The sequence below is a fragment of the Pseudoxanthomonas koreensis genome (assembly GCF_010093225.1).
Lineage (GTDB): Bacteria > Pseudomonadota > Gammaproteobacteria > Xanthomonadales > Xanthomonadaceae > Pseudoxanthomonas > Pseudoxanthomonas koreensis.
In genome coordinates, this window is the sequence record NZ_PDWM01000031.1 from 14,012 (window position 1) to 38,161 (window position 24,150).

Below are 24,150 nucleotides of genomic sequence, written 5' to 3' on the forward strand. Positions count from 1 at the left end.
ATGGAACAGGCGACCGCCGGGAGCCTCGCCAGCCTCGGCGGCGAGAGCATGGGAACGCGCTGGAGCGCGCGCATGCACGTGCGCGCCGGTGCCGACCTGCACGCGCTGCACGCCGGCATCCAGCAGCAGCTGGACCGGGTGGTGGCGCAGATGAGCCCCTGGGAAGCGGAGTCGGACATCAGCCGCTACCGGCGCGCACCGGCCGGCAGCTGGCAGGCGTTGCCCGCGGAGTTCGCCGCGGTGCTCGACTGCGCGCTGGAAGTGGCCGCCGCCAGCGATGGCGCGTTCGATCCGACCGTCGGCCCGCTGGTGGACCTGTGGGGCTTCGGCAGCACCGGCACGCCGCGGCGCATACCGTCGCCGGAAGCGATCGCGCAGGCGCGCCTGCACGCCGGCTGGCAACGCCTGCAGCGCCGCGACGAAGGCCGGCAACTGCTGCAGCCCGGCGGCGTGCAGCTGGACCTGTCAGCGATCGCCAAGGGCTACGGTGCCGACCTGGCCGCCGCGCACCTGCGCGATCGCGGCGTGGCCGCCGCGCTGGTCGAGGTCGGCGGCGAGATCCGCGGCTACGGGCGCAAGCCCGACGGCGAGCCCTGGCGCGTGCTGGTGGAGTCCGAAGCCGACGCCGGCGCCGGCGTGGACGAACTGCCGCCGCGCGTGCTCGTGCTCGACGACCTCGCGGTGGCCACCTCCGGCGACCGCTGGCACCGCTTCGAGCAGGAAGGCCGCCGCTACACGCACACGATCGACCCGCGCAGCGGCACCCCGGTGGCCGATGCCGCCGCCGCGGTCACGGTGGTCGCCGCCGACGCGATGCACGCCGACGCCTGGGCCACCGCGCTGACGGTGATGGGCGCGGCGGCCGGCCTGGAATTCGCCAGCGCCCACGCACTGGCCGCGCGCTTCGTGGCCCGCACCGGCGCCGGGCTGGAGGAAACCATGACCGGCGCCTTCAAGGCGCACCTGGCGCCATGAGCGGCGGCGCAGCCACCTCCGCGCGCGGCGGCATGCCCTGGTCGCTGCTGGGCAACCTGGCGCTGGTCGCGCTGCTGGTGGTCGCTGCCTGCCTGCTGCTGCCGCTGCACGACGATGCCTGGTGGGCAGCCGCGCCGCGACCGCAGCGCTGGTGGCTGGCCGGGTCGGCGCTGCTGGCGTATGCGGGCTTCTGCGCCTGGTTCCTGCGGTCGCCGCGCAAGGTGCAGTCCGGCGACGCAGTCGGCGACGGCGGACCGCCGCTGCTGGTCGCCTGGGCCAGCCAGACCGGCTTCGCCCAGGTGCTGGCCGAACGCAGCGCGGCGATGCTGCGCGATGCCGGCCAGGCGGTGCTGGCGCTGCCGCTGGACCCGGGCGCCGCGGCCTTGCCGGGCCGCCCCCGCCGCGCCCTGTTCATCGCCCGCACCACCGGCGGAGGCGATCCCCCGGACCATGCGCTGGCCTTCCTGCGCGGCACGATGGCGCAGGCGGCCGCGCTGGACGGTCTGGAATACGCGCTGCTGGCACTGGGCGACCGCGAATACAACGACTACTGCGCCTTCGGCCGGCAGCTGGACGAATGGCTGCGCGGGCGCGGCGCACGCGCCCTGTTCGACCGCATCGAGGTGGACAACGCCGACGAAGCCGCGCTGCGCCACTGGCAGTACGAAGTGGGCCGCATCGGCGGCGTCGCCGACCTGCCCGACTGGACCGCGCCGGCCTACGAAGCGTGGACGCTGCGGTCGCGCACCCTGCTCAACCCCGGCAGCCCGGGCGCACCGGTATTCGACCTCGTGCTGGTGCCGGCCGACGGCGCGCCGCTGCCATCGTGGCAGGCCGGCGACATCGCCGAGATCGGCCCGCGCAATCCGCGCCCGACCATCGAAGCGCTGCTGAAGGCGCTGCGGCTGCCGGGCGATGCCCCGGTCGATACCGCCCGCGGTCGCGAGCCGCTGGCCGGCGCGCTCGCACGCCTGCAACTACCGGCCGCCGACACGCTGGCACGGCCCCTGTCCGCGCAGGCGCTGGTGGACAGCCTGCGGCCGCTGCCGCACCGCGAGTATTCGATCGCCTCCACCGCCGACGAAGGCCAGGTGCGCCTGCTCGTCCGGCGCATGACCCGCGCCGACGGCAGCCCCGGGCTGGGCAGTGGCTGGCTGTGCGACGGCGCCCTGCCCGGCAAGCCCCTGGACCTGCGCCTGCGCCGCAACCCCGGCTTCCATCCACCGGCGACCGACCGGCCGCTGGTGCTGGTCGGCAACGGCACCGGCATCGCCGGCCTGCGCGCGCACCTGCGTGCCCGGATCGCCGCCGGCGCCCGCGGCAACTGGCTCCTGTTCGGCGAACGCAGCCCCGGCCACGACCGCTTCTACGACGACGACCTGCGCCAGTGGCAGGCGCAGGGCTGGCTGGACCGCCTGGACCTGGCCTTTTCGCGCGACGCCGAAGCGCCCGCCTACGTCCAGCACCGGCTGCAGGCAGCCGGCGACATCCTGCGCGAATGGGTCGACCGTGGCGCCACGATACTGGTCTGCGGCAACGCCAGCGGCATGGCGCCGGCGGTGGACGCGGTGCTGGCCGAGGTGCTCGGCGAGGAGCGCCGCGAGGCACTGCGCAGCGAAGGCCGTTACCGCCGCGACGTCTACTGAGCGGTCCGCTGCACCTGCACCAGCAGCAGGCTGCCCGCGCCCTCGATCGAGTAGCGCCGCCTGCCCTCGCCGTCCGCCAGCCAGGCACTGTCGCCCTGGGCCAGCACGGCCTGGCCGCGCCCCTCCAGGCCGATCCGCGCCGACCCGGCCAGCACGTGCACCGCCCACGCCGTGCGCGCATCGCAGAAGCACCACATCGACCCGACCAGTGGCCGGTGCAGCAGCAGCGCAGTGAGGGCCTCCGGCCGCCACATCAGGTTGAAGACCTGCACCGGGCCATCCACGGGGATGCCGGTGACCGCCCGTCCACCATCGAAGCGCACACGCTGGTGCGGCGGCAGCAGGTCGAGGCGTTCGCCGTCGTCAAAATGCAGCTCCAGGCCGTTGCCGTGCAGCAGCACCTGTTCGCGCTCCACGCCGGGGAACGGCGAAAAGTCGGCGGCCGCATCGACCTCGGCGATCGACAGGCGCAGGTCCCAGGCGTCATTGTCTGGCAGCGCCAGTATCTCGCGGGTCCAGCCGCGGCCGTTGCGCCAGCGCGTGCGCCGGTACTCGGTGGCGGGAATGGCGAGGAAATCGCGTCCGTCCATGCCTGCATTCTGCAGCAGCCGGCCCGATGCCTGCGCGGATCGCCGGAGAGGCTGGCCACAAGGAATCGCCCGGCGGCACGTCCTGTGCAGCACCGGGCGACGGTACTTCCATGTCGGCATCCGGCCGTGGTTCCGCGCCTCCGTTTCCGCCGCATCCCTGCCCGTGGGCGGGGCCGCGCCTCCCTGCGCGATCCGCCGCCCCCGGATTCCCCAGCCACGGCGCTCCTGCGACCGCGGCCTGTTTGCTGTTGTTCTTACGCAGGACGCACGCGCGGGCGGCCAGGCGCCGTTTCAGCGCCGGGCCACCGGCTTGGCCGGGGTCGTGGCCGCGGCACCCGGCGCTGCCTTCGCTGGCTTGCCCGCGGCCGGCGCGGCACGCCCGCCGCCGACCGTGATCAGGTCGCGGTTGCGCTCGATCGTCTTCAGGCCGATGCCCTTGACCAGGGCCAGCTCGTCGGCACTCTTGAACGGCCCGTTGGCCTTGCGGTGCTCGACGATCGCCTCGGCCTTGGCCGGGCCCACGCCCACCAGCACCTGCTCCAGCTGCGCCGCATCGGCGCTGTTGATGTCGACCTTGTCGGCGGCCCAGGCCACCCCCGCGCCCATCAGCACGGCCAGCAGCAGCATCCTGTACACGAACGGGAACAGCTTCATGGCAACACTCCTTGTCGATGTGGTCAGCTTGTCGATGGATCGATACCGCCACGGGCATCCGGCCCGCACGGCAATCGCAGTCTTGCGCGCCGCGCAGGACGCGCCCATCGCCGGATCCGCCTCGCCGGGCAGGACCGCGCACCCGTTTACCCGTAGGAAATTCCCCCGCAGGGGCGGCGGCGTAGAATGGGCTTTCCCCCATTCCTGGATCCGCACATGGACGACATCCGCCTCGACGCCGGCGCCGCCGGCCGGTTCATCGACGGGAAATGGGACGACGACATCGTCCCGCAGCTGGTCGATTACATCCGCATCCCGAACAAGTCGCCGATGTTCGACAAGGACTGGCAGGCCAACGGCCACATGGATGCGGCGGTCGAGCTGATGGAGAAGTGGGCCCGCGCCCAGTCCATTCCCGGCCTGCAGGTCGAGGTGGTGCGCCTGGAAGGCCGCACGCCGCTGATCTACGCCGAAGTCCCGGCCACCGGCCAGGGCGTCGGCGAGGACACCGTGCTGCTGTACGGCCATCTCGACAAGCAGCCGGAGATGACCGGCTGGGACCCCGACCTGGGCCCGTGGATCCCGGTGCTCAAGGGCGACCGGCTGTACGGCCGCGGCGGCGCCGACGACGGCTACGCGATCTTCGGTTCGCTGGCCGCGATCCAGGCGCTGCAGCAGCAGGGCGTGCCGCACGCGCGTTGCGTGCTGCTGATCGAGGCCTGCGAGGAATCGGGCAGCTACGACCTGCCGGCCTACGTCGACCACCTCGCCCCGCGCATCGGCAAGCCCTCGCTGGTGGTGTGCCTGGACTCGGGCTGCGGCAACTACGAGCAGCTGTGGTGCACCACCTCGCTGCGCGGCCTGGCCGGCGGCAACCTGACGGTGAAGGTGCTCAGCGAAGGCGTGCACTCCGGCGATGCCTCGGGCATCGTGCCGTCGAGCTTCCGCCTGCTGCGCCAGCTGCTGTCGCGGCTGGAGGACGAGGACACCGGCAAGGTCAAGGTCGAGGGCCTGTACGTGGAAGTGCCGGCCGAACGCCTGGAGCAGGCCGGCAAGGTCGCCGGCGTGCTCGGCGACGAGGTCTTCAGCAAGTTCCCGTTCCTGGATGGGATGACGCCGATGTCCGATGACCTCACCGAGCTGGTGCTCAATCGCACCTGGCGCCCGGCGCTGTCGGTGACCGGCGTGGACGGCATGCCGGCGCTGTCCTCGGCCGGCAACGTGCTGCGCCCGCACACCGCGGTGAAGCTGTCGCTGCGCCTGCCGCCGACCCTGGACGGCAAGCGCGCCGGCGAGCTGCTCAAGGACGTGCTGCTGAAGGATCCGCCGAACGGGGCGAAGGTCGAGCTGGAGCTGGAGAAGGCTTCGACCGGCTGGAACGCGCCGGCGCAGTCGCCGTGGCTGACCGACGCGATCGAGGCGGCTTCGCAGGCCGCGTTCGGCAAGCCGGCGATGTACATGGGCGAAGGCGGCACGATCCCGTTCATGGGCATGCTCGGGGAGAAGTTCCCGGGGGCGCAGTTCATGATTACCGGCGTGCTGGGGCCGCACTCCAACGCGCACGGGCCGAACGAGTTCCTGCACATCCCGATGGGCAAGAAGGTCACCCAGTGCGTGTCGCAGGTGATCGCGGAGCATTACCGGGCCAGCGTGCGCGGCGAGACCACGGGTGTGGGCGCGGTGGCCGGTGGCGAGCAGCACGGCGACCACGGCTGCTGCTGAAAGCCGCCTGCCATGCGGTGATCGGAGACGCCGGGCCTGTCCCGGCGTCTTCCGTTTGCAAAAGGTGCAAAAAGGGGACGGAGGCAATTAAGCAGCCTTGCTTAATTGCCTCCGTCCCCTTTTTGCTACGCTTCGGAGTGCCCCCATTCACCCAAGCGGAGTTTCCAGATGGAACAGATCTTCGGTGGCGGCATCATTTGGACCATTTTCATCGGGCTGGTCGCGGGCCTGCTGGCGCGTGCGCTCAAGCCGGGCAATGACAAGCTGAGCCTGTTGTGGACGATCGTGCTAGGCATCGCCGGTGCGCTGGCGGCGTGGTGGGTCGGCGGTTTGGTCGGCTGGTATGCGCCGGGCGAGCCGGCGGGGTTCATCGCGTCGGTGGTCGGGGCGATCGTGCTGCTGGTCCTGTACGGGGTCCTGCGCAAGAAGCGGGGCTGAGGTTCGAGGCGCGGGCTCCGCTGGGAGTCCGCGTTTCCTGGAGCGGGGGCGTCGTCGGCTCCGGCAGGCGTCCGCGTTTCCTGGAGCGGGGGCGTCGGCTCCGGGAGGAGTCCGCCGTCGCATGGGGATATGGCCCACCCTTCGGGACGACATCCTGTCTTTACTCAGGGCCGTGGCACATCCATGTGCCACTTGGGCCATATCCCCATGCGACGACGGCCCTCGGCGAACTTCCGGGTCGATGCCTGCGGTTTGGCGCCTTGATCAAGGCGCTGGCGCCTCCGCATTCCGATGCATCGCCTGGGCGTTGCCAGGTCATGGCGGCTTGGCGGCGTGGCGGTTTACGCTGTGCGCTGCGATGGCTTCTTTCCTGATCACTCCATGACTCCTTCCGGTGAGGTGGTTCCCGCGCGCGAGGTGCAGCGGCTGGACTGGGCGCGCGGTGCGCTGGGCGAGCCGGGGGCGACGCTGGAGCGGGCGTCGGTGGATGCGGGGTTCCGCAGTTACTGGCGCAGCCGGGGCATGGGCGCGAGCCGGATCGTGATGGATTCGCCGCCGGGGCTGGAGGATGTGCGGCCTTGGCTGGCGATGCGCGACCTGCTCGAGGGCGGCGGGGTGCGGGTGCCGCGGGTGCTGGCGCGCGATGTCGACAACGGTTTCCTGCTGCTGGAGGACCTGGGCGGGCCGACGTTGGCGCAGGTGATCGATGCGGACAATGCCGATGCGTGGTTCGATGCGGCCATCGACCAGTTGCTGCGGCTGCAGGCGATCGCGCCGCCGGAGGGGATGGGCGAATTCGGCGAGGCGCTGCTGCAGCGCGATGCGGGGCTGTTCGAGGAGTGGTTCCTGCGCCGGCACCTGGGCATCGAACTGGACTGCGGCGGGGTCGAGGAACTGCAGCTGGCGCAGCGGCGGTTGATGGACAACGCGCTGGGCCAGGCGCGGGTGCTGGTGCACCGCGACTTCATGCCGCGCAACCTGATGCCGGTGCAGCCGGGGCCGGCGGTGCTGGATTTCCAGGACTGCGTGCGCGGGCCGGTGGCCTACGACGCGATGAGCCTGTTCAAGGATGCGTTCCTGTCGTGGCCGTTGCCGCGGGTGGATGGCTGGCTGGCGCGCTACCACGCGCGCGCCGCGGCGGCGGGGCTGCCGGTGCCTGCGCTGGAGGTGTTCCTGCGCGATGCGGACTGGATGGGCATCCAGCGGCACCTGAAGATCCTGGGCATCTTCGCGCGGCTGCACTACCGCGACGGGAAGTCGAAGTACCTGGCCGACGTGCCGCGCTTCATCGCCTACCTGGACGAGGTGCTGCCGCGGCATCCGCAGCTTGATGGCCTGCGCCGGCTGCTCGATGCGCGCATCCGTCCGGCGCTCGCGGCAAAGGCACCGGCATGAAGGCGCTGGTGTTCGCCGCCGGGCTAGGCGAGCGCATGCGCCCGCTCACCGACCACACGCCCAAGCCGCTGCTGGAAGCCGGCGGCAGGCCGCTGATCGCCTGGCACCTGGAAAAGCTGGCCGCGATCGGAGTGGAAGACGTGGTGGTCAACACCTCGTGGCTGGCCGCGCGCTTTCCCGAAATCCTCGGCGACGGATCACGCTGGGGCCTGCGCCTGCACTACAGCTACGAGGGGCCATCACCGCTGGAAACCGGCGGCGGCATGCTGCACGCCCTGCCGCTGCTGGGCGACGCGCCGTTCCTGGCGGTCAACGGCGACATCTGGACCGATTACGATTTCGCCCGCCTGCCGCGCGAGCCGCGCGGCGACGCGCACCTGGTGCTGGTCGACAACCCGGAACACCATCCCGGCGGCGACTTCGTGCTGGGCGACGACGGACGGATCGAAGCCGACGGCGCGGCGAAGCTGACCTTCTCCGGCATCGGCGTATACCGCCCCGCCCTGCTGGCCGGCTGGCGCGACCCCGTCGCCGGCGACCCGGGCACGCTTCCGCGCTTCAAGCTGGCGCCGCTGTTGCGCCGGGCGATGGCGCGCGGCGCGGCGAGCGGCGAACACCATCGCGGGCAATGGACCGACGTCGGCACGCCGGCGCGCCTCGAAGCGCTGGACGCGCAACTGCGCGCCACAACCCGCTGAATTCCTCCGCCACGACCACGGGAGTTGCTCCCCCTCCCCTTCCAGCCTGCGGGAGGAGAACCGCTACTCCGCCCCGAGCGCGCTCCGCAGGACCGGCCCCGTGACCCGCCGCTGCGCCGCCAGCGACTCGCGGTCGATGCGCTCGAGCAGGGCCAGCAGTTGCGGCAGGTCGCGGCCCGGGCGGGGCAGCAGCCAGGCGATCGCTGCCTCCTCCAGCACCAGGCCACGACGGCGGGCGCGGTCGCGCAGCACCTCGCGCCGGCCGGCGTCGGCGAGCGGGCGCAGCGCGATGCGGATGCACTGGCCCAGGCGCGAACGCAGGTCGGGCAGCACCAGCGGCAGCGCCGCCGGCGCGGCCGCGGCCAGGTAGAGCACGCCGCGCCCGGCGGCGCGGGTGCGGTTGTGGAAGTCGAACAGCGCGACCTCATCGGCGCGGTCGCCGGCGATCGCGTCCAGGCCGTCGAGCGCGACCACGTCGGCCGCATCCAGCGCTTCCAATGCCTCGCCCAGCCGGCCCGCCGCCGCGCGCAGCGGCAGGTAGGCGGCGCGGCGCCCGGCCTGCTCGGCCTCGGCGCACAGCGCCCGGCCCAGGTGGGTCTTGCCGGTGCCGGCGGCGCCTTCGGCGTAGAGCCAGTCCGCGCCCGGCCCGCGGGCCAGCGCGCGCAGCAGGCCGAGCGCGCCTTCGGGCGCAGCAATGAAACTCTCCAGGCGCTGGTCCGGCGGGGAGCGCCGCGACAGCGGCAGCTGGGGCGTGGGCCCGGGCGGGGAACTTACGACTGCTCCGGACTCCGGCCCGCGGCCTGTTCGACACTGCCGGCATCGACGTACGGATCGAGCACGATCGCCGGATGCTCGCCGGTGGACAGGTCGCGCTGCCGGTAGCGCTCGCGGGCGAAGCGCAGCATCACGTTGGCCACCGCCGCCACCGGCAACGCCAGCAGCATGCCGACGAAGCCGAACAGCTGGCCGCCGGCCATGATCGCGAAGATCACCGCCATCGGGTGCAGGCCGATCTTGTCGCCGACGATGCGCGGGGTCAGCACGTAGCTCTCCAGCATCTGCCCGGTCACGAACACCGCGCCGACCAGCACCAGCAGCTGCGCGTCGAAGCCCTGCGCCTGGACCAGCGCGGCCACCACCGCCAGGACCACGCCGGTGGTCGCGCCCAGGTACGGGATGAAGCTGATCAACCCGGCGATCACCCCGATCAGGATGCCCAGCTTGAGCCCGACCAGTTGCAGGCCGATCGCGTAGATCGCGCCCAGCGCCAGCATCACCAGGAACTGGCCGCGCAGGAACGCGCCGAGCACGTCGTTGGATTCGCGTGCCAGCCGGGTGACGGTGACGACGTGGTCGCGCGGGACCAGCGAGGCGACGCGGGCGACGATCAGGTCCCAGTCGCGCAGGAAATAGAAGGTGAGGATCGGCAGCAGCACGATGTTGGCCACCCAGGCCAGCATCGCCACGCCCGAGCGCGACAGGTAGCCGAACACCGCCGTGGCGACGCCTCCGGCCTGCGCCCAGTGGGTCTTGACCCATTCGGTCAGCCGTTCCGTGTCGAGCCAGCCGACCAGGTCCAGCCCCGTCCTGCCTTCCACCCAGGGCAGTGCGGTCTGCAGGATCCAGTCGCGGTACTGGGGCGCTGCATCGATCAGGGTCACGACCTGGCGTTCCAGCAGCGGCACCAGCACCAGCAGCGCCACCACCACCACCAGCGACATCGCCCCGAACACCACGGTCACCGCCAGGTTGCGCGAGAGGCCGCGGCGCTGCAGCCGGTCGGCGAGCGGATCGCCCAGCCAGCCCAGCAGCGCGCCGAGCACGAACGGGGTCAGGATCGGCCCCAGCAGCAGCACCAGCCACACCACCACCGCGGCCACCGCCAGCCACCTGAGCTGGCGCAGGAAACGGGCGATCTCGAATTCGGGCGCTTCTTCCCTGTTGGCGCTCATCGTGTCGTCCTCATCGGATCCGGTATTCCGCCTGCAGGCCTTCCACCGCCACCACCGGCGCGTCGGCGCCGAGCATGCGGTCGAAGCCGGCCATGCCGGTGAGCAGGTCCAGGTCGAACTCGGCGCGGTCGCCGTCGGCGCGGGCCGGGGCGATCCGGCGCACCACCGGCATCTTCTGCAGCATCGCCGACACGCGCAGGTAATCGTCCGCGCTGTGCAGGCCGGTGAAGGCCACCCGGTAGGTACCGGCCGGCTCGGACGGCGGCACCTTGGCGTAGCGCTGCACCAGCGCTTCGGCGGCCAGGTCGGCGCCGCTGGCCATGGCCCGGCGCGCATCGCTGTCGCTGACCGAGCGGGTCGCCAGCACGCGGCCGGAATCGACGAAGGTCCAGTCCGCGGTCCAGCCGGCGCCGCTGCGGTAGAGCTTGCCGATCAGCTGCATCGGCGGGCTGTAGCGGGCCGAGGTGCGCGCCACCGCAGCCGAATCGCCGCGCCAGATCGCGCCGACCGCGGCCTGTTCGGCGGCGTCGCCCGCCGGCAGGCCCAGGCGGAAGCCGCGCTCCTGGGCACGGTCGAGCACGCTGCGCGCGGCGTTGACCTGGCCGGTGCTGAGCAGGCGCGCGCCGCTGCCGTCGTCGATCGCCAGCCACAGCACCGGCTTGGGCCGCGGCTGCGGCCACACCGGCAGGCCCAGCGCGGCGGCCATCGAGTCCACCACCTCGGGCAGGAAGCGCACCACCAGCACGGTGCGGAAGGTCGGCGCACCGCTCGCCGACACGCCCTGGTCCTGGCGGAAGTCGTAGCTGTCGACGTAGGCCTTGGCGTTGCGCAACTCCTGGGCCACGCCCGGCCGGGTGACGATGCCGGCGTCGCCGGACAGCTTCTCCAGCACCCGGGCCAGGGCGCGGGCGAAGCCCGCCTCGCGCGCGTCGGCGGTCTGGCTGTTGACCGGCACCTCGGCCGAGTACAGGCCCTGCGCGGCGGCCACGTCGCCCTCGGTGCGCAGCCCGGCCTGCGCCCGCGCCACGGGCATGGCGAGGACGAGCAGCCCGCACAGGCACAGCGCGGCGGACAGGAGGCGCAGCATCCACGGGAAGGGGGGCGGCCCGGGGAGGGCGCGACTGGCTCGCATGCGGACGTTCCTCGGCGGGCTTCGGAGAGAGTCCGGAGGATTGTTGCCCGAATGCGGGGGGCACGCCAATCGACGGCATGTGTACGGGCCGTCTCCCGGCGGCGCCCGCGGACGGGCTTGCCCCCGGGGCGACTGGTAGAATCGCGGCCCTCCCCCGCTTCCGCCGCAGGCCCCGCACGTGAGCCAGACCCCGACGCCCGCTCCCCTCACCTACCGCGACGCGGGCGTGGACATCGACGCCGGCAACGAGGTGGTCGAGCGGATCAAGCCGCTGGTCAGGCGCAGCTTCCGCCCGGAGGTGATGGGCGGGCTGGGCGGCTTCGGCGCGCTGTTCGACCTGTCCGGCAAGTACCGCGAGCCGGTGCTGGTCTCGGGCACCGACGGCGTCGGCACCAAGCTGAAGCTGGCCCAGCAGCTGGGCCGCCACGACACCATCGGCATCGACCTGGTCGGCATGTGCGTCAACGACGTCCTGGTCCAGGGCGCCGAACCGCTGTTCTTCCTCGACTACTTCGCCACCGGCAAGCTCGACGTGGAGCCCACGGTGGCGGTGGTCGGCGGGATTGCAGCGGGCGGCACCGAGGCCGGCTGCGCGCTGATCGGCGGCGAGACCGCCGAAATGCCGGACATGTCCCCGCCGGGCGAATACGACCTGGCCGGATTCACCGTCGGCGCGGTCGAGAAGTCGCAGCTGCTCGACGGCGCCAGGGTGCGCGCCGGCGACGTGCTGCTCGGCATCGCCTCCTCCGGCCCGCATTCCAACGGCTATTCGCTGGTCCGCCGGATCTGGGACCGCGCCGGCCGCCCGGCCGACGTGCAGGTCGGCGGCGTGACCCTGGCCGATGCGCTGATGGCGCCCACGCGCCTGTACGTGAAGCCGGTGCTGGCGCTGCTGCGCGAGCACGGCGAATCGATCCACGCCATGGCCCACATCACCGGCGGTGGCCTGACCGAAAACATCATCCGCGTCATCCCCGACGGCCTGGGCCTGGAGATCGAGGCTTCGGCCATTGTCCTGCCGCCGGTGTTCGACTGGCTGCAGCGCGAGGGCGCGGTGGCCGACGCGGAGATGTGGCGCACCTTCAACTGCGGCGTCGGCTTCGTGCTGGTGCTGCCGCAGGAGGCGGTAGCCGCGGTCGGTGCCAGCCTGGACGCACTGGGCCTGGCGCACCGCGCGATCGGCCAGGTGGTCGCCGGCACCGGCGGCGAACGCGTCCGCATCGGCTGAGCCGCCGCACCGGCATGACCGCAGCGACCACGACGGCCACGGCCGTGGCCACGCCGGCCGCGGCGCACGCGCGCATCGCCGTGCTGGTCTCCGGTCGCGGCAGCAACCTGCAGGCGCTGCTCGACGCCATCGCCGACGGCCGCCTGCACGCGCGGATCGTGGGCGTGTTCTCCGACCGCCCGGAGGCGGCCGCACTGGACAGGGTCGCGCCCGGGCTGCGCTGGAGCCGCGACGCGCGCGGCTATCCGGACCGCGCCAGCTTCGACGCCGAGCTCGCCGACGCGGTCGCCGCGGCCGCGCCGGACTGGGTGTTCTGCGCCGGCTACATGCGCATCCTCGGCGACGCCTTCGTGCGCCGCTTCGACGGCCGCCTGCTCAACGTGCATCCGTCGCTGCTGCCGCGCCACAAAGGCCTGCACACCCATGCCCGCGCGCTGCAGGCCGGCGATGCCGAGCACGGGGCCAGCGTGCATTTCGTCGTCCCCGAGCTCGACGCCGGCGCGGTGGTGGCGCAGGTGCGCATCCCGGTGCTCGCCGGCGACACCCCCGAAGCCCTGGCCGCGCGGCTGCTGCCGGAGGAACACCGGCTGGTGGCCGCGGCGCTGGCCCTGGCCGTCGCCGGCCGCCTGGCTGAACGCGACGGTCAGGTCCGGCTGGACGGTCAGCCGCTGTTTGGCCCGCTGCAACTAGATTCCGCTGGCATCCTGCGCCCGGGATCACGCCACTGACACCGTTTCCCGGGCATGCTGGAACCCCTTCCGCAGAACGCCCACATGCAGCAATCGCCGCAGCGCGCACGCCGAACCCGATGCTTCCTCGCCCTCGCCGGGCTGTGCCTGGCGGTGGCCTGGCAGGCGGCCGCGCAGGACACACAGGCCGGCGCCGCCCAGACCGGTCACGCGCCGTCCTCCGCCGCGCCGGAGATCCAGCCGCCGCCACCCGAAGCGCCCGTTCCGCCGGCGCTGGAGCCGTTCTTCGCCAGCTACGAAGCGCACCACCGGGGCAAGCCGGCCGGCAATGCCAGCATGCAGCTTTCGCGCAACGACGACGGGCGCTGGAGGATCGACCTGTCGATCCGGGGCGACCGCGGCATCGCCGGCGCGACCCGGCTGAAGATCGAGCAGAGCACCGTGTTCGACGAAGCCGGCAGCCAGTACCGTCCGCTCAGCCAGGGCACCGTGCGCAAGGCGCTGCTGTTCGACCAGCGCGCCACCGGCACCTACGACTGGTCGAAGATGCAGGCGCACTGGGACGGCAAAGTGAAGAAGGAGCGGCGGGCGCCGGTGGAGCTGCATGCCGGCGACATGAGCGCGCTGCTGCTCAACCTGGCGATCATGCGCGACGCGCGCCCCGGCGCCACCCTCAACTACCGCATGGTCGACGTCGGCCGCGCCCGCGACCACACCTACCAGGTGGCGGAAGAACCGGAAATCATGGCCGTCGGCGACATGAGCTACGACGCCCTGCGCGTGGCCCGCACCGACAAGCCCGGCGACGAGACGGTATTGTGGGTCGCCAGCGGCGTGCCGACCCCGATCCGCATCCTGCAACGCAAGGACGGCGAGGACGAAATCGACCTGCGCCTGGTCGAATACCGAGGAGTGTGAACCCCATGACTGGACGCCACCGCAGCTTCCCCATCCACTTCCCCGCCGCGCTGCTCCTGCTGTTGGCACTGTGCGCCGGCGACGCGCTGGCCGCGCCGCTGGAGCCGTTCACCGCCGAGTACCAGGCCAGCTACCTGGGCATGCAGGCCACCGGCAACATGACCCTGGCGCGCCAGGACGGCAACCGCTGGAAGTACAGCCTCAACATCCGCAATCCGGTCGCCGACCTGAGCCAGAGCACCGTATTCGACGAGCACCAGGGCCAGCTGCGCCCGCTGAGCAGCAGCGACCGCGCGGTGGCGCTGATCAAGAAGAAGTCGGTGGACGCGACGTACGACTGGACCGCCGGCCAGGCCACCTGGACCGGCGACGTCAAGCCCGAGCGCCGCGGCCCGGTGAAGCTGCAGGCCGGCGACATGGACGCGCTGCTGATCAACCTGGCCGTCGCCCGCGACCTGGCCGCCGGCAAGCCGCTCACCTACCGCATGGTCGACGAAGGCCGGGTGCGCCCGCTGCAGTGGGAAGTGGTCGGCAAGGAAGATGTCACTGTCGAGGGCGTCAGCAAGGAGGCGACCAAGGTCGCGCGACGCACCGACAAGCGCGAGATGATCGCCTGGATCGTGCCGGGCCTGCCCGTGCCCGCGCGTATCCTCCAGCGCGAGAACGGCATCGACACGATGGAACTGACGATCCGCTCGCTGCGCTGAGCGTGAGGCGGGCTACTCGCTCGCCGCTTCGCCGAACACGGTCTGGCAATCGACCCGGATCACGTCGCCGGCGCGCCCCCAGCGGAAGGTGGTGCACTCGCGATTGCCCTCGCGGACGCGCACCGCGGTGACCGCGTAGAACGACTGCAGGATCTCGGTCCGGGTGACGTTTCCGTCGCCGTTCCAGTCCATGTCGGCGGTCTCGATGCCGCGGGTGGCGGCCATCCCGGCCCAGGCAGCCAGGCCGATCGCCAGCAGCAGCACGGCCAGGATCGCCAGCAGCAGCCTGCGTCGCGGCGTCAGCTTCCCGCGCAGCAGCATCAGCCGGCGACCCTGCGGATCCGGGCGCCGAGCGCACCGAGCTTTTCCTCGATGTTCTCGTAGCCGCGGTCCAGGTGGTAGATGCGGTCGATGGTGGTCTCGCCCTCGGCGACCAGGCCGGCCAGGATCAGCGAGGCCGAGGCGCGCAGGTCGGTGGCCATCACCGGCGCACCGCTCAGGCGCTCGACGCCGCGCACGATCGCGGTGTGGCCGTCGATCTGGATGTCCGCGCCCAGGCGCAGCAGTTCGTTGACGTGCATGAAGCGGTTCTCGAAGATCGTCTCGCTGATCACGCCCACGCCCTCGGCCACGCAGTTGAGCGCCATGAACTGCGCCTGCATGTCGGTCGGGAACGCCGGGTACGGAGCGGTGGTCAGGCTCACCGCCTGCGGGCGCTTGCCGTGCATGTCGACGGTGATGCTGTCCCCGGTGGTGGTGACCTCGGCGCCGGCCTCGGCCAGCTTGAGCAGCACAGCGTCCAGCGTGTCCGGGCGCGCCTTGCGTGCGGTGACGCGGCCGCCGGTCATCGCCGCGGCGACCAGGAAGGTGCCGGTCTCGATCCGGTCCGGCAGCACCGTATGGCGGCCGCCGCCCAGGCGCTCGACGCCGTGGATGGTGATCCGCGCGGTACCCGCGCCCTCGATCCGCGCACCGAGCGCGTTGAGGCAGTCGGCCAGGTCGGTGACCTCCGGCTCCATCGCCGCGTTCTCGAGCACCGTGGTGCCCTCGGCAAGGGTGGCCGCGGCCATCACGTTCTCGGTGCCGGTGACGGTGACCATGTCGAACACGAAGCGCGCACCCTTCAGCCGCTCCGCGCGGGCCTTGATGAAGCCGTTCTCGACCACGATCTCCGCACCCAGCGCCTGCAGGCCCTTGATGTGCTGGTCCACCGGCCGCGAGCCGATCGCGCAGCCGCCCGGTAGCGAGACTTCGGCCGCGCCGTGGCGGGCCAGCAGCGGACCCAGCACCAGGATCGAGGCGCGCATGGTCTTGACCAGTTCGTACGGCGCCACGTGCTGGTGCACCGTGCGCGGGTCCACCACCAGGCTGCTGCCGCGGGCGAGCGTGCCCTGGTCGAACTCCACGCCCGCACCCAGTTCGCTGAGCAGCTTGATCGTGGTGACCACGTCGTGCAGGTGCGGGACGTTGAGGATCTCCACCGGCGCGTCGGCCAGCAGGGTCGCGCACAGGATGGGGAGCACGGCGTTCTTGGCGCCGGAAATGGCGACTTCGCCGCGGAGCGGCACGCCGCCGCTGACTACGATCTTCTGCATGGGGCCTTTTGCGCGGAATCCGGAAGGGTGGCGAGGGGCTCAGGCCGCCTCGTCGGGAGTGACGGTCTTCAGGGCCAGCGCGTGGATCGCCCCGCCCATCAGCTCGCCCAGGGTGGCGTAGACCATGCGGTGGCGGGCCAGCGGCAGCTTGCCGCGGAACGCCTCGGCGACCACGGTGGCCTCGAAATGGACGCCGTCGTCGCCCTGTACCTGGGCGCGGGCGCCGGGCAGGCCGTCCTCGATCATGCGGCGGATGGTGTCGGCGTCCATGGAGTGCTTTGGCCTAGAATGAGCCCTGCATTCTAGCGAATCCGGGACTTCCGGACCGAACCCGCATGAGCCAGTCCCCGCTTCCGGCGGCAAACCCCGAGGCCCCTGCCGCGCAGTCCGGCCCCGCCGACGAGGCCGGCCTGGTCGCCAGCGGCCGCCGCGTGTTCGAGATCGAAGGCCAGGCGCTGGCCGCGGTCGGCGCCCGCATCGGCGCCGACTTCGCCCGCGCCTGCGCCCTGGTCATGGCCGGCCGGGGGCGCGTGGTCGCCACCGGCATGGGCAAGTCCGGCCACATCGCGCGCAAGATCGCCGCGACCCTGGCCTCCACCGGCACCCCGGCGTTCTTCGTCCATCCCGGCGAGGCCGGCCACGGCGACCTGGGCATGATCACCGACGCCGACGTGGTCCTGGCGCTCTCCTATTCCGGCGAATCCGACGAGATCCTGATGCTGCTGCCGGCGCTGCGCCGCCAGGGCAACACCGTGATCGCGATGACCGGGCGGCCGCAGTCGAGCCTGGCACGGGAGGCCGACGTGCACCTGGACGTGTCGGTTCCGGCCGAAGCCTGCCCGCTGCACCTGGCGCCGACCTCCAGCACCACCGCCACGCTCGCGCTGGGCGACGCGCTGGCCGTGGCCCTGCTCGAGGCGCGCGGCTTCACCGCCGACGACTTCGCCCGCTCGCATCCGGCCGGCGCCCTCGGCCGGCGCCTGTTGCTGCACATCGACGACGTGATGCACGGCGGCGATGCCCTGCCGCGCGTGGGCGCCGGCGCCAGCGTCGCCGAGGCGCTGGTGGAGATGAGCCGCAAGCGGCTGGGCATGACCGCAGTGGTGGACGACGACGGCCTGCTGCTGGGCATCTTCACCGACGGCGACCTGCGCCGCGCGCTGGACCAGGGCCTGGACGTGCGCCAGGCCAGGATCGCCGAGGTGATGACCCGCAACCCGCGCACCGTGCGCGCCGGGCGCATGGCCACCGAGGCCGCGCACCTGATGGAGCAGCACCGGATCAACGGCCTGATCGTGGTCGACGCCGACGGACGCGCGGTCGGTGCGCTCAATATTCATGACCTGTTGCGCGCGCGCGTGGTTTAAACGCCGTTCCCGCGCGCCCTGCCCGCCCCCGCCTGTCCCGGACGCACCGTGCCCTACGATCCCCTCGCCAGCGTTGCCCCCGAGATCCACGAACGCGCGCGCCGCATCGGCCTGGTGTGCCTGGACGTGGACGGCACGCTCACCGACGGGCGGCTGTACTTCGACAGCGCCGGCAACGAGATGAAGTCCTTCAGCGTGCTCGACGGCCAGGGCCTGGTCCAGTTGCGCCGCTTCGGCTTCGAGGTGGCGCTGATCACCGCCCGGCCCAGCCTGGTGGCGCAGAAGCGCGGCGCCGACCTCGGCCTGGACACCCACATCGGCGTGCTCGACAAGCTCGCGTGCATGGACGCGCTGCTCGCCCGCCATGGCCTCGGCCGCGAACAGGCCTGCTTCGTCGGCGACGACCTGCCCGACCTGGACTGCCTGCGTGCGGCCGGGCTCTCGGTCGCGCCGGCCAATGCGCACCCGTGGATCTCCGAGGTCGTGCACTGGCGCACCCACGCCCGTGCCGGCGAAGGCGCGGTGCGCGAGGTCTGCGACGTGCTGCTGGCCGCGCAGGGCCACGTCGCGGAGATCCTCGCCGGCGGCCACGGCTCGCGCGACGGGCGCCGCGCGTGAGCTGGCGCGGCGTGCTTGGCGTGGCGCTGGTGCTGGCCGCCATCTTCAGCGGCTGGTCGGCCTGGCGCATGCGCGACCGCAGCGAACCGCCGGCCGACACCACGCAGCGCTCGGATTACGTGCTGCGCGATTTCGAACTGGTCATGCTGGCCCGGGACGGCACCGAGTCGCTGCGGCTGGAAGCACCGCAACTGCAGCGCAACCGCGAGGATGAAAGCCTGGCGATCGACCGCCCGGTATTCCACACCCCCGGCCAGGACGGCGCCTGGCGCCTGACCGCCGACCAGGGCTGGATCAACGCCGATGGCGACCTGGCGCGCCTCACCGGCAACGTCGCCGGCGACAGCGCCGAAGGCCACCCGGTGCCGACCACCTTCCGCACCGATACCCTCGAACTGCTCCCGGACCAGGACCTGGCCCGCACCGGCGACCGCGTCACCCTGACCCGCCCGGGTATCATGCAGACCGGCGTCGGCTTCCAGGCCAACCTGCAGACCCGGCAGTACCAGTTCCTTTCCCAGGTCCAGACCCGTTATGAACCCACCCCGCGCCGGTAACCCCATCCCGCGCCCGCGGCTGCCGTCCCTGTTCGCGCTGGGCCTGTTCGCGCTGGCGGCGCTGGCACCGGCCGTGGCGCTGGCCAGGACCTCGGACCGCAACCAGCCGATGACCCTGGATTCGGACAGCTCCGACTGCAACCAGGGCGATGCCGATTCACGCTGCGTGTTCAGCGGCAACGTGGTGATCGTCCAGGGCACCCTGGAGATCCGCGCCGACCGCGCCGAGGTCGTGCAGCGCGGCGGCGAGATCGACCAGGTGATCCTCACCGGCCGCCAGGCGGCGATGAAGCAGCAGATGGACGATGGCACGATGATGAACGCCCGCGCCGACCGCATCGTCTTCGAACCGGGCAAGGAGCTGCTGACCCTGACCGGCGACTTCAAGATCGAATCGCCGCGCGGCAGCAACAGCGGCCAGAGGATGGTCTACAACATGGGCACCGGGCAGATGCAGAGCGGCGGCGACGGCACCCGGGTGCGCACCGTGATCCAGCCGAAGGCGCCGGCGACCCCGGCCAGGCCGGCAGCGCCGGCGACACCGGAAAAGGGGAGCAACTGATGCTGGTCGCCGAAGGCCTGCGCAAGCGCTACAGGCAACGCGAGGTCGTGCGCGACTTCGGCCTGAGCCTGGACGCCGGCGAGGTGGTCGGCCTGCTCGGCCCCAACGGCGCCGGCAAGACCACCTGCTTCTACATGATCGTCGGCCTGGTCACCGCCGACGCCGGCCGCATCGTCCTCGACGGCCGCGACATCACCGCCGAACCGATGTACACCCGCGCCCGCCTCGGCGTGGGCTACCTGCCGCAGGAAGCCTCGGTGTTCCGCAAGCTGACCGTGGCCGACAACCTGCGCCTGGTGCTGGAGCTGCGCGAGGACCTGGACGAGGACGGGATCGAGCGCGAGCTGTCCTCGCTGCTGGACGAGCTGCAGATCGGCCATGTCGCCGACCAGCTCGGCGCCAGCCTGTCCGGCGGCGAGCGGCGGCGCTGCGAGATCGCGCGTGCGCTCGCCGCAAAACCGCGCCTGATGCTGCTGGACGAACCCTTTGCCGGCGTCGACCCGATCTCGGTCGGAGAGATCCAGCGCATCGTCACCCACCTCAAGAACCGCGGCATCGGCGTGCTGATCACCGACCACAACGTGCGCGAGACCTTGGGAATCTGCGACCGGGCGTATATCCTCGCCGAGGGAAGCGTTCTGGCGCAGGGGGCACCGGACGCACTGCTGGCCGATCCGGACGTGCGCCGGGTCTACCTTGGGGACCAGTTCCGCCTCTAGTCCCCCTCCGGGAGTCACCCCGGCCGGCAGTCCCGTCGCTCACACCTGGCAGGGACATGAAGGCACGGCTGCAGACATCGCTCGGACAGCACCTCGTCATGACGCCACAGCTGCGCCAGGCGATCCGCCTGTTGCAGATGTCCACCCTCGAGCTGCAGGCCGAGGTCGCCGAGGCGATCGAGACCAATCCGCTGCTGGAGTGGACCGAGGACGCCCCCTACGACTCCCCCGTGCCGACCGACGGCAAGGCTGGCGACGGCGCCGCGGACGGCCCCGGCAACGACGAATCCCCGCGCGACGGCGCCGACGACGACTGGATGCCCGAGGCCGGCAGCTGGGAAGGCGGCCTGGGCGGTGGCAGTGGCGGCGGTGGCGGCGGCGACGAGGACCGCGAGGACGCGGCCGAGCGCATGGCCGAACCCGAGAACCTGGCCGACCACCTGCTCTGGCAGCTGCACCTGTCGCCGCTGTCCCCGCGCGACCGCCGCATCGGCGCGGCCCTGGTCGACGCACTGGACGAAGACGGCTACCTGCGCGAACCGCTGGCGACGATCGCCGAAACCCTGCTGCCCGAGGTCCACGCCGGCGAGGAGGAGATCCTCACCGTGCTGCACCAGCTGCAACGCTTCGACCCGGTCGGGATCGGCGCGCGCAGCCTCGGCGAATGCCTGCGCCTGCAGCTGGAAGTGCTGCCCGAAGACCCCCCCGGGCGCGAACTGGCCCTGCGCATCGTCGACGGCCCGCTGGAGCGGCTGCCGCGCAGCGGCATCGCCGGCATCGCCCAGGAACTGCGCGCGCCGCAGGACGCGGTCGAACAGGCGGTGCAGCTGGTGCGCTCGCTCGATCCGCGCCCCGGCAAGCAGGTCGGCGAAGTCGACCCGGACAACTATGTGATCCCCGACTGCGTGGTCTGGCGCCAGCGCGGGGTATGGAAGGTCGCGCTGTCGCAGCAGGCAATGCCGCGGGTGTCCATCCACCGCGGCTACGAACAGATGATCCGCCGTTGCGGCGAGAGCGACGCCGGCTACCTGCGTACCCAGCTGCAGGAGGCGCGCTGGCTGCTCAAGAGCCTGGAGGCGCGCGGCGAAACCCTGCTCAAGGTGATGCGCTGCCTGCTGCGCGTGCAGTCCGGCTTCCTCGAATTCGGCGAACAGGCCCTGCGCCCGCTGACCCTGCGCGAGATCGCCGGCGAGATCGGCCTGCACGAATCCACCGTTTCCCGCGCCATCGCCCGCAAGTACGTGCGCACCCCGCGCGGCACCCTGCCGCTGAAGGCGTTCTTCGCCTCGGGCATCGACACCGGCGGCGGCGGCGAGGCGTCCAGCACCGCGATCCAGGCCATGATCCGCCGTCTCATCGACGACGAGAACCCGCGCAAGCCGCTGTCTGACGCCAAGCTGGCCGACCTGCTGAAGGAATCCGGGATCCCGGTGGCGCGCAGGACCGTGGCGAAGTATCGTGAAGCCATGAACATTTCGGCTTCGCACGAGCGGGTCCGGATCGGTTGATACGGAAGTAGCGGTTGGTACCGAAGTAGCGATCGAACTCCCCGCCCGGGGTGGAGCCGCCAACGCGGCAACGACCCAAGGAGGTTCATGATGCGCATCGAAACCTATGGCCAGCAGCTCGAAGTCACCCCGGCGCTGCAGGAATACGTCGAGAGCAAGCTGCAACGCCTCGACCGCCATTTCGACCAGCCCATCGAGGTCCGCGTCCAGCTGGGCCTGCGCAAGCCCGAGCACCATGCCGAAGCCACCCTCACCGTGCCGGGCAAGACCCTGCACGCCGACGCCGGCGGCGAGAACATGTACGCGGCCATCGACCTGCTGGCCGACAAGCTGGACCGGCAGATCCTGAAGCACAAGGAAAAGCAGCCCGACCACCACGCCCCGCGGGTGGCCGACGCCCTCTGATCCCCCGTCCGCGCCCGGCCGGTGGCCCTTGAGCCACCGGTTTGGGCACAATGCGGCATCCCCAGCCCAGGCCCGTGCCGCATGAGGAATGCCAGCATCACCGCGCGCGAGCTGTTCGACCAGCAGCAGGAGAAGCTGGGCCTGCGCTGGCTCGCCGGACAGAAGGGTGGCAGCCGCGGGATCGAATCGGGCGACACCAACGCACGCCGCCCCTCGCTGGCCGGCTACCTCAACGCGGTCTACCCGAACAAGGTGCAGATCCTCGGCAGCGAGGAACTGGCCTGGCTCGATTCGCTGGACGCGCGCCTGCGCTGGGAGACGATCGAGAAGATCATCCAGTTCCGCCCGCTGGCGCTGGTGATCAGCAAGAACCAGTCCTGCCCCGAGGACCTGCGCACCGCCGCCGAGGAAGGCGACACCCCGCTGTGGGTCTCGCCCAAGCGCGGCCACGAACTGCTCAACCATCTCTCCTACCACCTCGCCCGCACCCTCGCCCCGCGCGTGACCCTGCACGGGGTGTTCATGGAGATCTACTCGATCGGCGTGCTGATCACCGGTGAAGCGGGATCGGGCAAGAGCGAACTGGCGCTGGAGCTGCTCAGCCGCGGCCACCGCCTGGTCGCCGACGACGCCCCCGAATTCACCCAGATCGCCCCGGACGTGCTCGACGGCACCTGCCCGGAGCTGCTGCAGGACCTGCTGGAAGTGCGCGGCCTGGGCGTGCTCAACGTGCGCGAGATGTTCGGCGACACCGCGGTGAAGAAGAACAAGTACCTGCGCCTGATCGTGCACCTGACCCGGCCGATGACCGAACCCAGCCCGCATGGCTACGAGCGCCTGACCGGCGACTCCGGCACCCGCCACGTGCTCGACCTGGACGTGCCGCTGATCACCCTGCCGGTGATGCCCGGCCGCAACCTGGCAGTGCTGACCGAGGCGGCGACGCGGCTGCACATCCTGCGCACCAAGGGCATCGATCCGGCGGCGATGTTCATCGCCCGGCACAGCAACCTGCTGGAGCGACGCGGCGGATGAGCGCGGTCCAGCCCACGCTGGTGATCGTCAGCGGCCTGTCCGGCTCGGGCAAGTCGGTGGCGCTGAAGACCTTCGAGGACCTGGATTACTACTGCGCCGACAACCTGCCGGTGGAACTGCTGCCGGCCTTCGTGCGCAGCCAGCTGCGCGAAAACGGGCTGCCGCCGCGCATGGCGGTGGGCATCGACGTGCGCAGCCGCGACAGCGACCTCAGCCGGCTGTCGGAATGGCGCGCGGTCGCCGCCAGCCTGGGCGTGGACGCGCGCCTGCTGTACTTCGAGGCCAGCGACGAAGTCCTGCTGCGCCGCTTCGCCGACACCCGCCGCCGGCACCCGCTGACCCGGCTCGGGCTGTCGCTGCCCGAGGCGCTGGCGCGCGAACGCGAACTGACCCGGCCGCTGCACGACGAAGCCGATGCGGTGATCGACACCAGCGAGCTCAACGTGCACCAGCTGCGCCGCCGCGTCATCACCGAATTCGCACTGGAGCACAGCCCGGGGCTGTCGCTGCTGTTCGAATCCTTCGCCTACAAGCGCGGGGTGCCGGAGGAAGCGGACTTCGTGTTCGACGCCCGGGTCCTGCCCAATCCGCACTGGGACCCTGAACTGCGCCCGCTGACCGGCCGCGACCCGCAGGTCCGCCAGTCCCTGGACGCCGATCCGGAAGTGGCTACCTACGTGGCCCAGGTCGCCGGTTTCCTCGACACCTGGCTGCCCAAGCTGCGCGGCGAAACCCGCGCCTACGTGACCGTCGCCTTCGGCTGCACCGGCGGCAAGCACCGCTCGGTCTACCTGGCCGAGCGCCTGGCCAACCACGCCCGCGCCCAGGGCTGGGAAGAAGTCGCCACCTACCACCGCGAACAGGACTGACCCGGGCACGCACGCCCGCTGATTTTCACTCCTCTCCGGACTGCAGGGTCCAGGGACGAAAGGCGAAGGCATCCGGTTGCGTCGGCTCCGGTGGGGGCCGCCGTTCTGCCGCACTGGGGGTCGTCGCTCACGTCGGCGTCCCTGCCTCAGTTCGCGAGCGCGGCACATCCA

Annotated in this window: 27 protein-coding genes; 19 read left to right on the forward strand and 8 right to left on the reverse strand. The window is 71.8% G+C overall.

From position 1 onward, the window contains the following. Positions 1–975, forward strand: a complete 975-nt coding sequence (locus tag CSC64_RS10155; protein WP_238389995.1) for an FAD:protein FMN transferase — start codon at positions 1–3, stop codon at positions 973–975. Beyond that, the gene (locus CSC64_RS10160; RefSeq protein WP_238389997.1) at positions 972–2,621 is read left to right on the forward strand and encodes a sulfite reductase subunit alpha; all 1,650 of its coding nucleotides are present in this window, start codon (positions 972–974) and stop codon (positions 2,619–2,621) included. Before CSC64_RS10155 ends, CSC64_RS10160 begins: the two co-directional genes overlap by 4 nt. Here CSC64_RS10160 and CSC64_RS10165 read toward each other — a convergent pair. Both CSC64_RS10165 and CSC64_RS10170 read right to left on the reverse strand, forming a co-directional pair. Continuing rightward, positions 2,615–3,211 carry a HutD family protein gene (locus CSC64_RS10165; protein ID WP_162435206.1) on the reverse strand — a complete coding sequence of 199 codons (597 nt, stop codon included), beginning with the start codon at positions 3,209–3,211 and terminating at the stop codon, positions 2,615–2,617. The two genes, CSC64_RS10160 and CSC64_RS10165, sit on opposite strands and share 7 nt — an antisense overlap. A 291-nt stretch (positions 3,212–3,502) precedes the next feature. After that, positions 3,503–3,865 carry a ComEA family DNA-binding protein gene (locus tag CSC64_RS10170; protein WP_162435207.1) on the reverse strand — a complete coding sequence of 121 codons (363 nt, stop codon included), beginning with the start codon at positions 3,863–3,865 and terminating at the stop codon, positions 3,503–3,505. Between the two features lie 216 nt (positions 3,866–4,081). Between CSC64_RS10170 and CSC64_RS10175 the strand changes: the two genes are divergently transcribed. From CSC64_RS10175 to murU, 4 genes are all read left to right on the forward strand, one after another. Next, positions 4,082–5,587, forward strand: coding sequence for a M20 family metallopeptidase (locus tag CSC64_RS10175; RefSeq protein WP_162435208.1), 1,506 nt, complete (start codon positions 4,082–4,084; stop codon positions 5,585–5,587). A 168-nt stretch (positions 5,588–5,755) separates the two neighbouring features. Next, positions 5,756–6,025 carry a GlsB/YeaQ/YmgE family stress response membrane protein gene (locus CSC64_RS10180; RefSeq protein WP_162435209.1) on the forward strand — a complete coding sequence of 90 codons (270 nt, stop codon included), beginning with the start codon at positions 5,756–5,758 and terminating at the stop codon, positions 6,023–6,025. Between the two features lie 381 nt (positions 6,026–6,406). Then, positions 6,407–7,420 carry an aminoglycoside phosphotransferase family protein gene (locus tag CSC64_RS10185; RefSeq protein ID WP_162435210.1) on the forward strand — a complete coding sequence of 338 codons (1,014 nt, stop codon included), beginning with the start codon at positions 6,407–6,409 and terminating at the stop codon, positions 7,418–7,420. Continuing rightward, complete coding sequence (gene murU / locus CSC64_RS10190) at positions 7,417–8,118, forward strand: N-acetylmuramate alpha-1-phosphate uridylyltransferase MurU (protein ID WP_162435211.1); 702 nt, start codon at positions 7,417–7,419, stop codon at positions 8,116–8,118. Before CSC64_RS10185 ends, murU begins: the two co-directional genes overlap by 4 nt. A 63-nt stretch (positions 8,119–8,181) precedes the next feature. Here the strand turns inward: murU and hda are convergent, their stop codons facing one another. Genes hda through CSC64_RS10205 form a run of 3 tightly spaced genes read right to left on the reverse strand, consistent with a single transcriptional unit; the run spans position 8,182 to position 11,157 of the window. Further along, positions 8,182–8,862 (reverse strand): DnaA regulatory inactivator Hda, encoded by a 681-nt coding sequence (hda, locus tag CSC64_RS10195; RefSeq protein WP_162435234.1) that lies wholly within the window; start codon positions 8,860–8,862, stop codon positions 8,182–8,184. A 26-nt stretch (positions 8,863–8,888) separates the two neighbouring features. After that, on the reverse strand, positions 8,889–10,070 hold the full coding sequence (locus CSC64_RS10200; protein WP_162435212.1) for an AI-2E family transporter: 1,182 nt from the start codon (positions 10,068–10,070) through the stop codon (positions 8,889–8,891). 10 nt (positions 10,071–10,080) lie between these two features. Next, complete coding sequence (locus CSC64_RS10205; RefSeq protein ID WP_238390006.1) at positions 10,081–11,157, reverse strand: DUF2066 domain-containing protein; 1,077 nt, start codon at positions 11,155–11,157, stop codon at positions 10,081–10,083. Positions 11,158–11,380: 223 nt separating this feature from the next. Between CSC64_RS10205 and purM the strand changes: the two genes are divergently transcribed. The 4 genes from purM to CSC64_RS10225 are packed head-to-tail and all read left to right on the forward strand — an operon-like array spanning position 11,381 to position 14,744. Next, positions 11,381–12,430 carry a phosphoribosylformylglycinamidine cyclo-ligase gene (gene purM / locus CSC64_RS10210; RefSeq protein ID WP_162435213.1) on the forward strand — a complete coding sequence of 350 codons (1,050 nt, stop codon included), beginning with the start codon at positions 11,381–11,383 and terminating at the stop codon, positions 12,428–12,430. Between the two features lie 14 nt (positions 12,431–12,444). Further along, positions 12,445–13,158, forward strand: a complete 714-nt coding sequence (gene purN, locus CSC64_RS10215; protein ID WP_162435214.1) for a phosphoribosylglycinamide formyltransferase — start codon at positions 12,445–12,447, stop codon at positions 13,156–13,158. A 45-nt stretch (positions 13,159–13,203) separates the two neighbouring features. Further along, complete coding sequence (locus CSC64_RS10220) at positions 13,204–14,037, forward strand: DUF3108 domain-containing protein (protein WP_162435215.1); 834 nt, start codon at positions 13,204–13,206, stop codon at positions 14,035–14,037. 5 nt (positions 14,038–14,042) lie between these two features. Further along, positions 14,043–14,744: a DUF3108 domain-containing protein gene (locus CSC64_RS10225; protein ID WP_162435216.1), complete on the forward strand. Its 702-nt coding sequence runs from the start codon at positions 14,043–14,045 to the stop codon at positions 14,742–14,744. A gap of 12 nt (positions 14,745–14,756) precedes the next feature. Here CSC64_RS10225 and CSC64_RS10230 read toward each other — a convergent pair whose 3' ends face one another. From CSC64_RS10230 to CSC64_RS10240, 3 genes are read right to left on the reverse strand one after another with little or no spacing between them, the layout of a single operon-like run. Next, a complete protein-coding gene (locus CSC64_RS10230) occupies positions 14,757–15,065 on the reverse strand; it encodes a hypothetical protein (protein ID WP_162435217.1) in 309 nt (102 codons plus the stop codon). Next, the gene (gene murA, locus CSC64_RS10235) at positions 15,065–16,339 is read right to left on the reverse strand and encodes a UDP-N-acetylglucosamine 1-carboxyvinyltransferase (RefSeq protein WP_162435218.1); all 1,275 of its coding nucleotides are present in this window, start codon (positions 16,337–16,339) and stop codon (positions 15,065–15,067) included. Before murA ends, CSC64_RS10230 begins: the two co-directional genes overlap by 1 nt. Positions 16,340–16,378: 39 nt before the next feature. Further along, positions 16,379–16,609: a BolA family protein gene (locus CSC64_RS10240; RefSeq protein ID WP_052633216.1), complete on the reverse strand. Its 231-nt coding sequence runs from the start codon at positions 16,607–16,609 to the stop codon at positions 16,379–16,381. A gap of 65 nt (positions 16,610–16,674) precedes the next feature. On the opposite strand from CSC64_RS10240, the gene CSC64_RS10245 reads away from it, so the two are divergent. The 9 genes from CSC64_RS10245 to rapZ all read left to right on the forward strand — a co-directional run bounded on the left by CSC64_RS10245 (position 16,675) and on the right by rapZ (position 23,979). Beyond that, positions 16,675–17,706: a KpsF/GutQ family sugar-phosphate isomerase gene (locus CSC64_RS10245; RefSeq protein ID WP_162435219.1), complete on the forward strand. Its 1,032-nt coding sequence runs from the start codon at positions 16,675–16,677 to the stop codon at positions 17,704–17,706. 48 nt (positions 17,707–17,754) lie between these two features. After that, entirely contained in the window at positions 17,755–18,324 is a 570-nt protein-coding gene (locus CSC64_RS10250) for a KdsC family phosphatase (RefSeq protein WP_162435220.1), read from the forward strand. Continuing rightward, positions 18,321–18,881, forward strand: a complete 561-nt coding sequence (gene lptC / locus CSC64_RS10255) for an LPS export ABC transporter periplasmic protein LptC (RefSeq protein WP_162435221.1) — start codon at positions 18,321–18,323, stop codon at positions 18,879–18,881. Before CSC64_RS10250 ends, lptC begins: the two co-directional genes overlap by 4 nt. Continuing rightward, positions 18,859–19,443 (forward strand): lipopolysaccharide transport periplasmic protein LptA, encoded by a 585-nt coding sequence (gene lptA, locus CSC64_RS10260; RefSeq protein WP_162435222.1) that lies wholly within the window; start codon positions 18,859–18,861, stop codon positions 19,441–19,443. Before lptC ends, lptA begins: the two co-directional genes overlap by 23 nt. Further along, the gene (gene lptB, locus CSC64_RS10265; protein ID WP_162435223.1) at positions 19,443–20,162 is read left to right on the forward strand and encodes an LPS export ABC transporter ATP-binding protein; all 720 of its coding nucleotides are present in this window, start codon (positions 19,443–19,445) and stop codon (positions 20,160–20,162) included. The genes lptA and lptB overlap by 1 nt, the downstream gene beginning before the upstream one ends. Before the next feature lie 56 nt (positions 20,163–20,218). Then, entirely contained in the window at positions 20,219–21,670 is a 1,452-nt protein-coding gene (locus CSC64_RS10270; protein ID WP_162435224.1) for an RNA polymerase factor sigma-54, read from the forward strand. Positions 21,671–21,760: 90 nt separating this feature from the next. Then, positions 21,761–22,075, forward strand: a complete 315-nt coding sequence (gene hpf / locus CSC64_RS10275; RefSeq protein WP_162435225.1) for a ribosome hibernation-promoting factor, HPF/YfiA family — start codon at positions 21,761–21,763, stop codon at positions 22,073–22,075. A gap of 81 nt (positions 22,076–22,156) precedes the next feature. Continuing rightward, positions 22,157–23,110, forward strand: a complete 954-nt coding sequence (gene hprK, locus CSC64_RS10280; protein WP_162435226.1) for an HPr(Ser) kinase/phosphatase — start codon at positions 22,157–22,159, stop codon at positions 23,108–23,110. After that, positions 23,107–23,979: an RNase adapter RapZ gene (gene rapZ / locus CSC64_RS10285; protein ID WP_162435227.1), complete on the forward strand. Its 873-nt coding sequence runs from the start codon at positions 23,107–23,109 to the stop codon at positions 23,977–23,979. Before hprK ends, rapZ begins: the two co-directional genes overlap by 4 nt. The last annotated feature ends 171 nt before the right edge of the window (positions 23,980–24,150 follow it).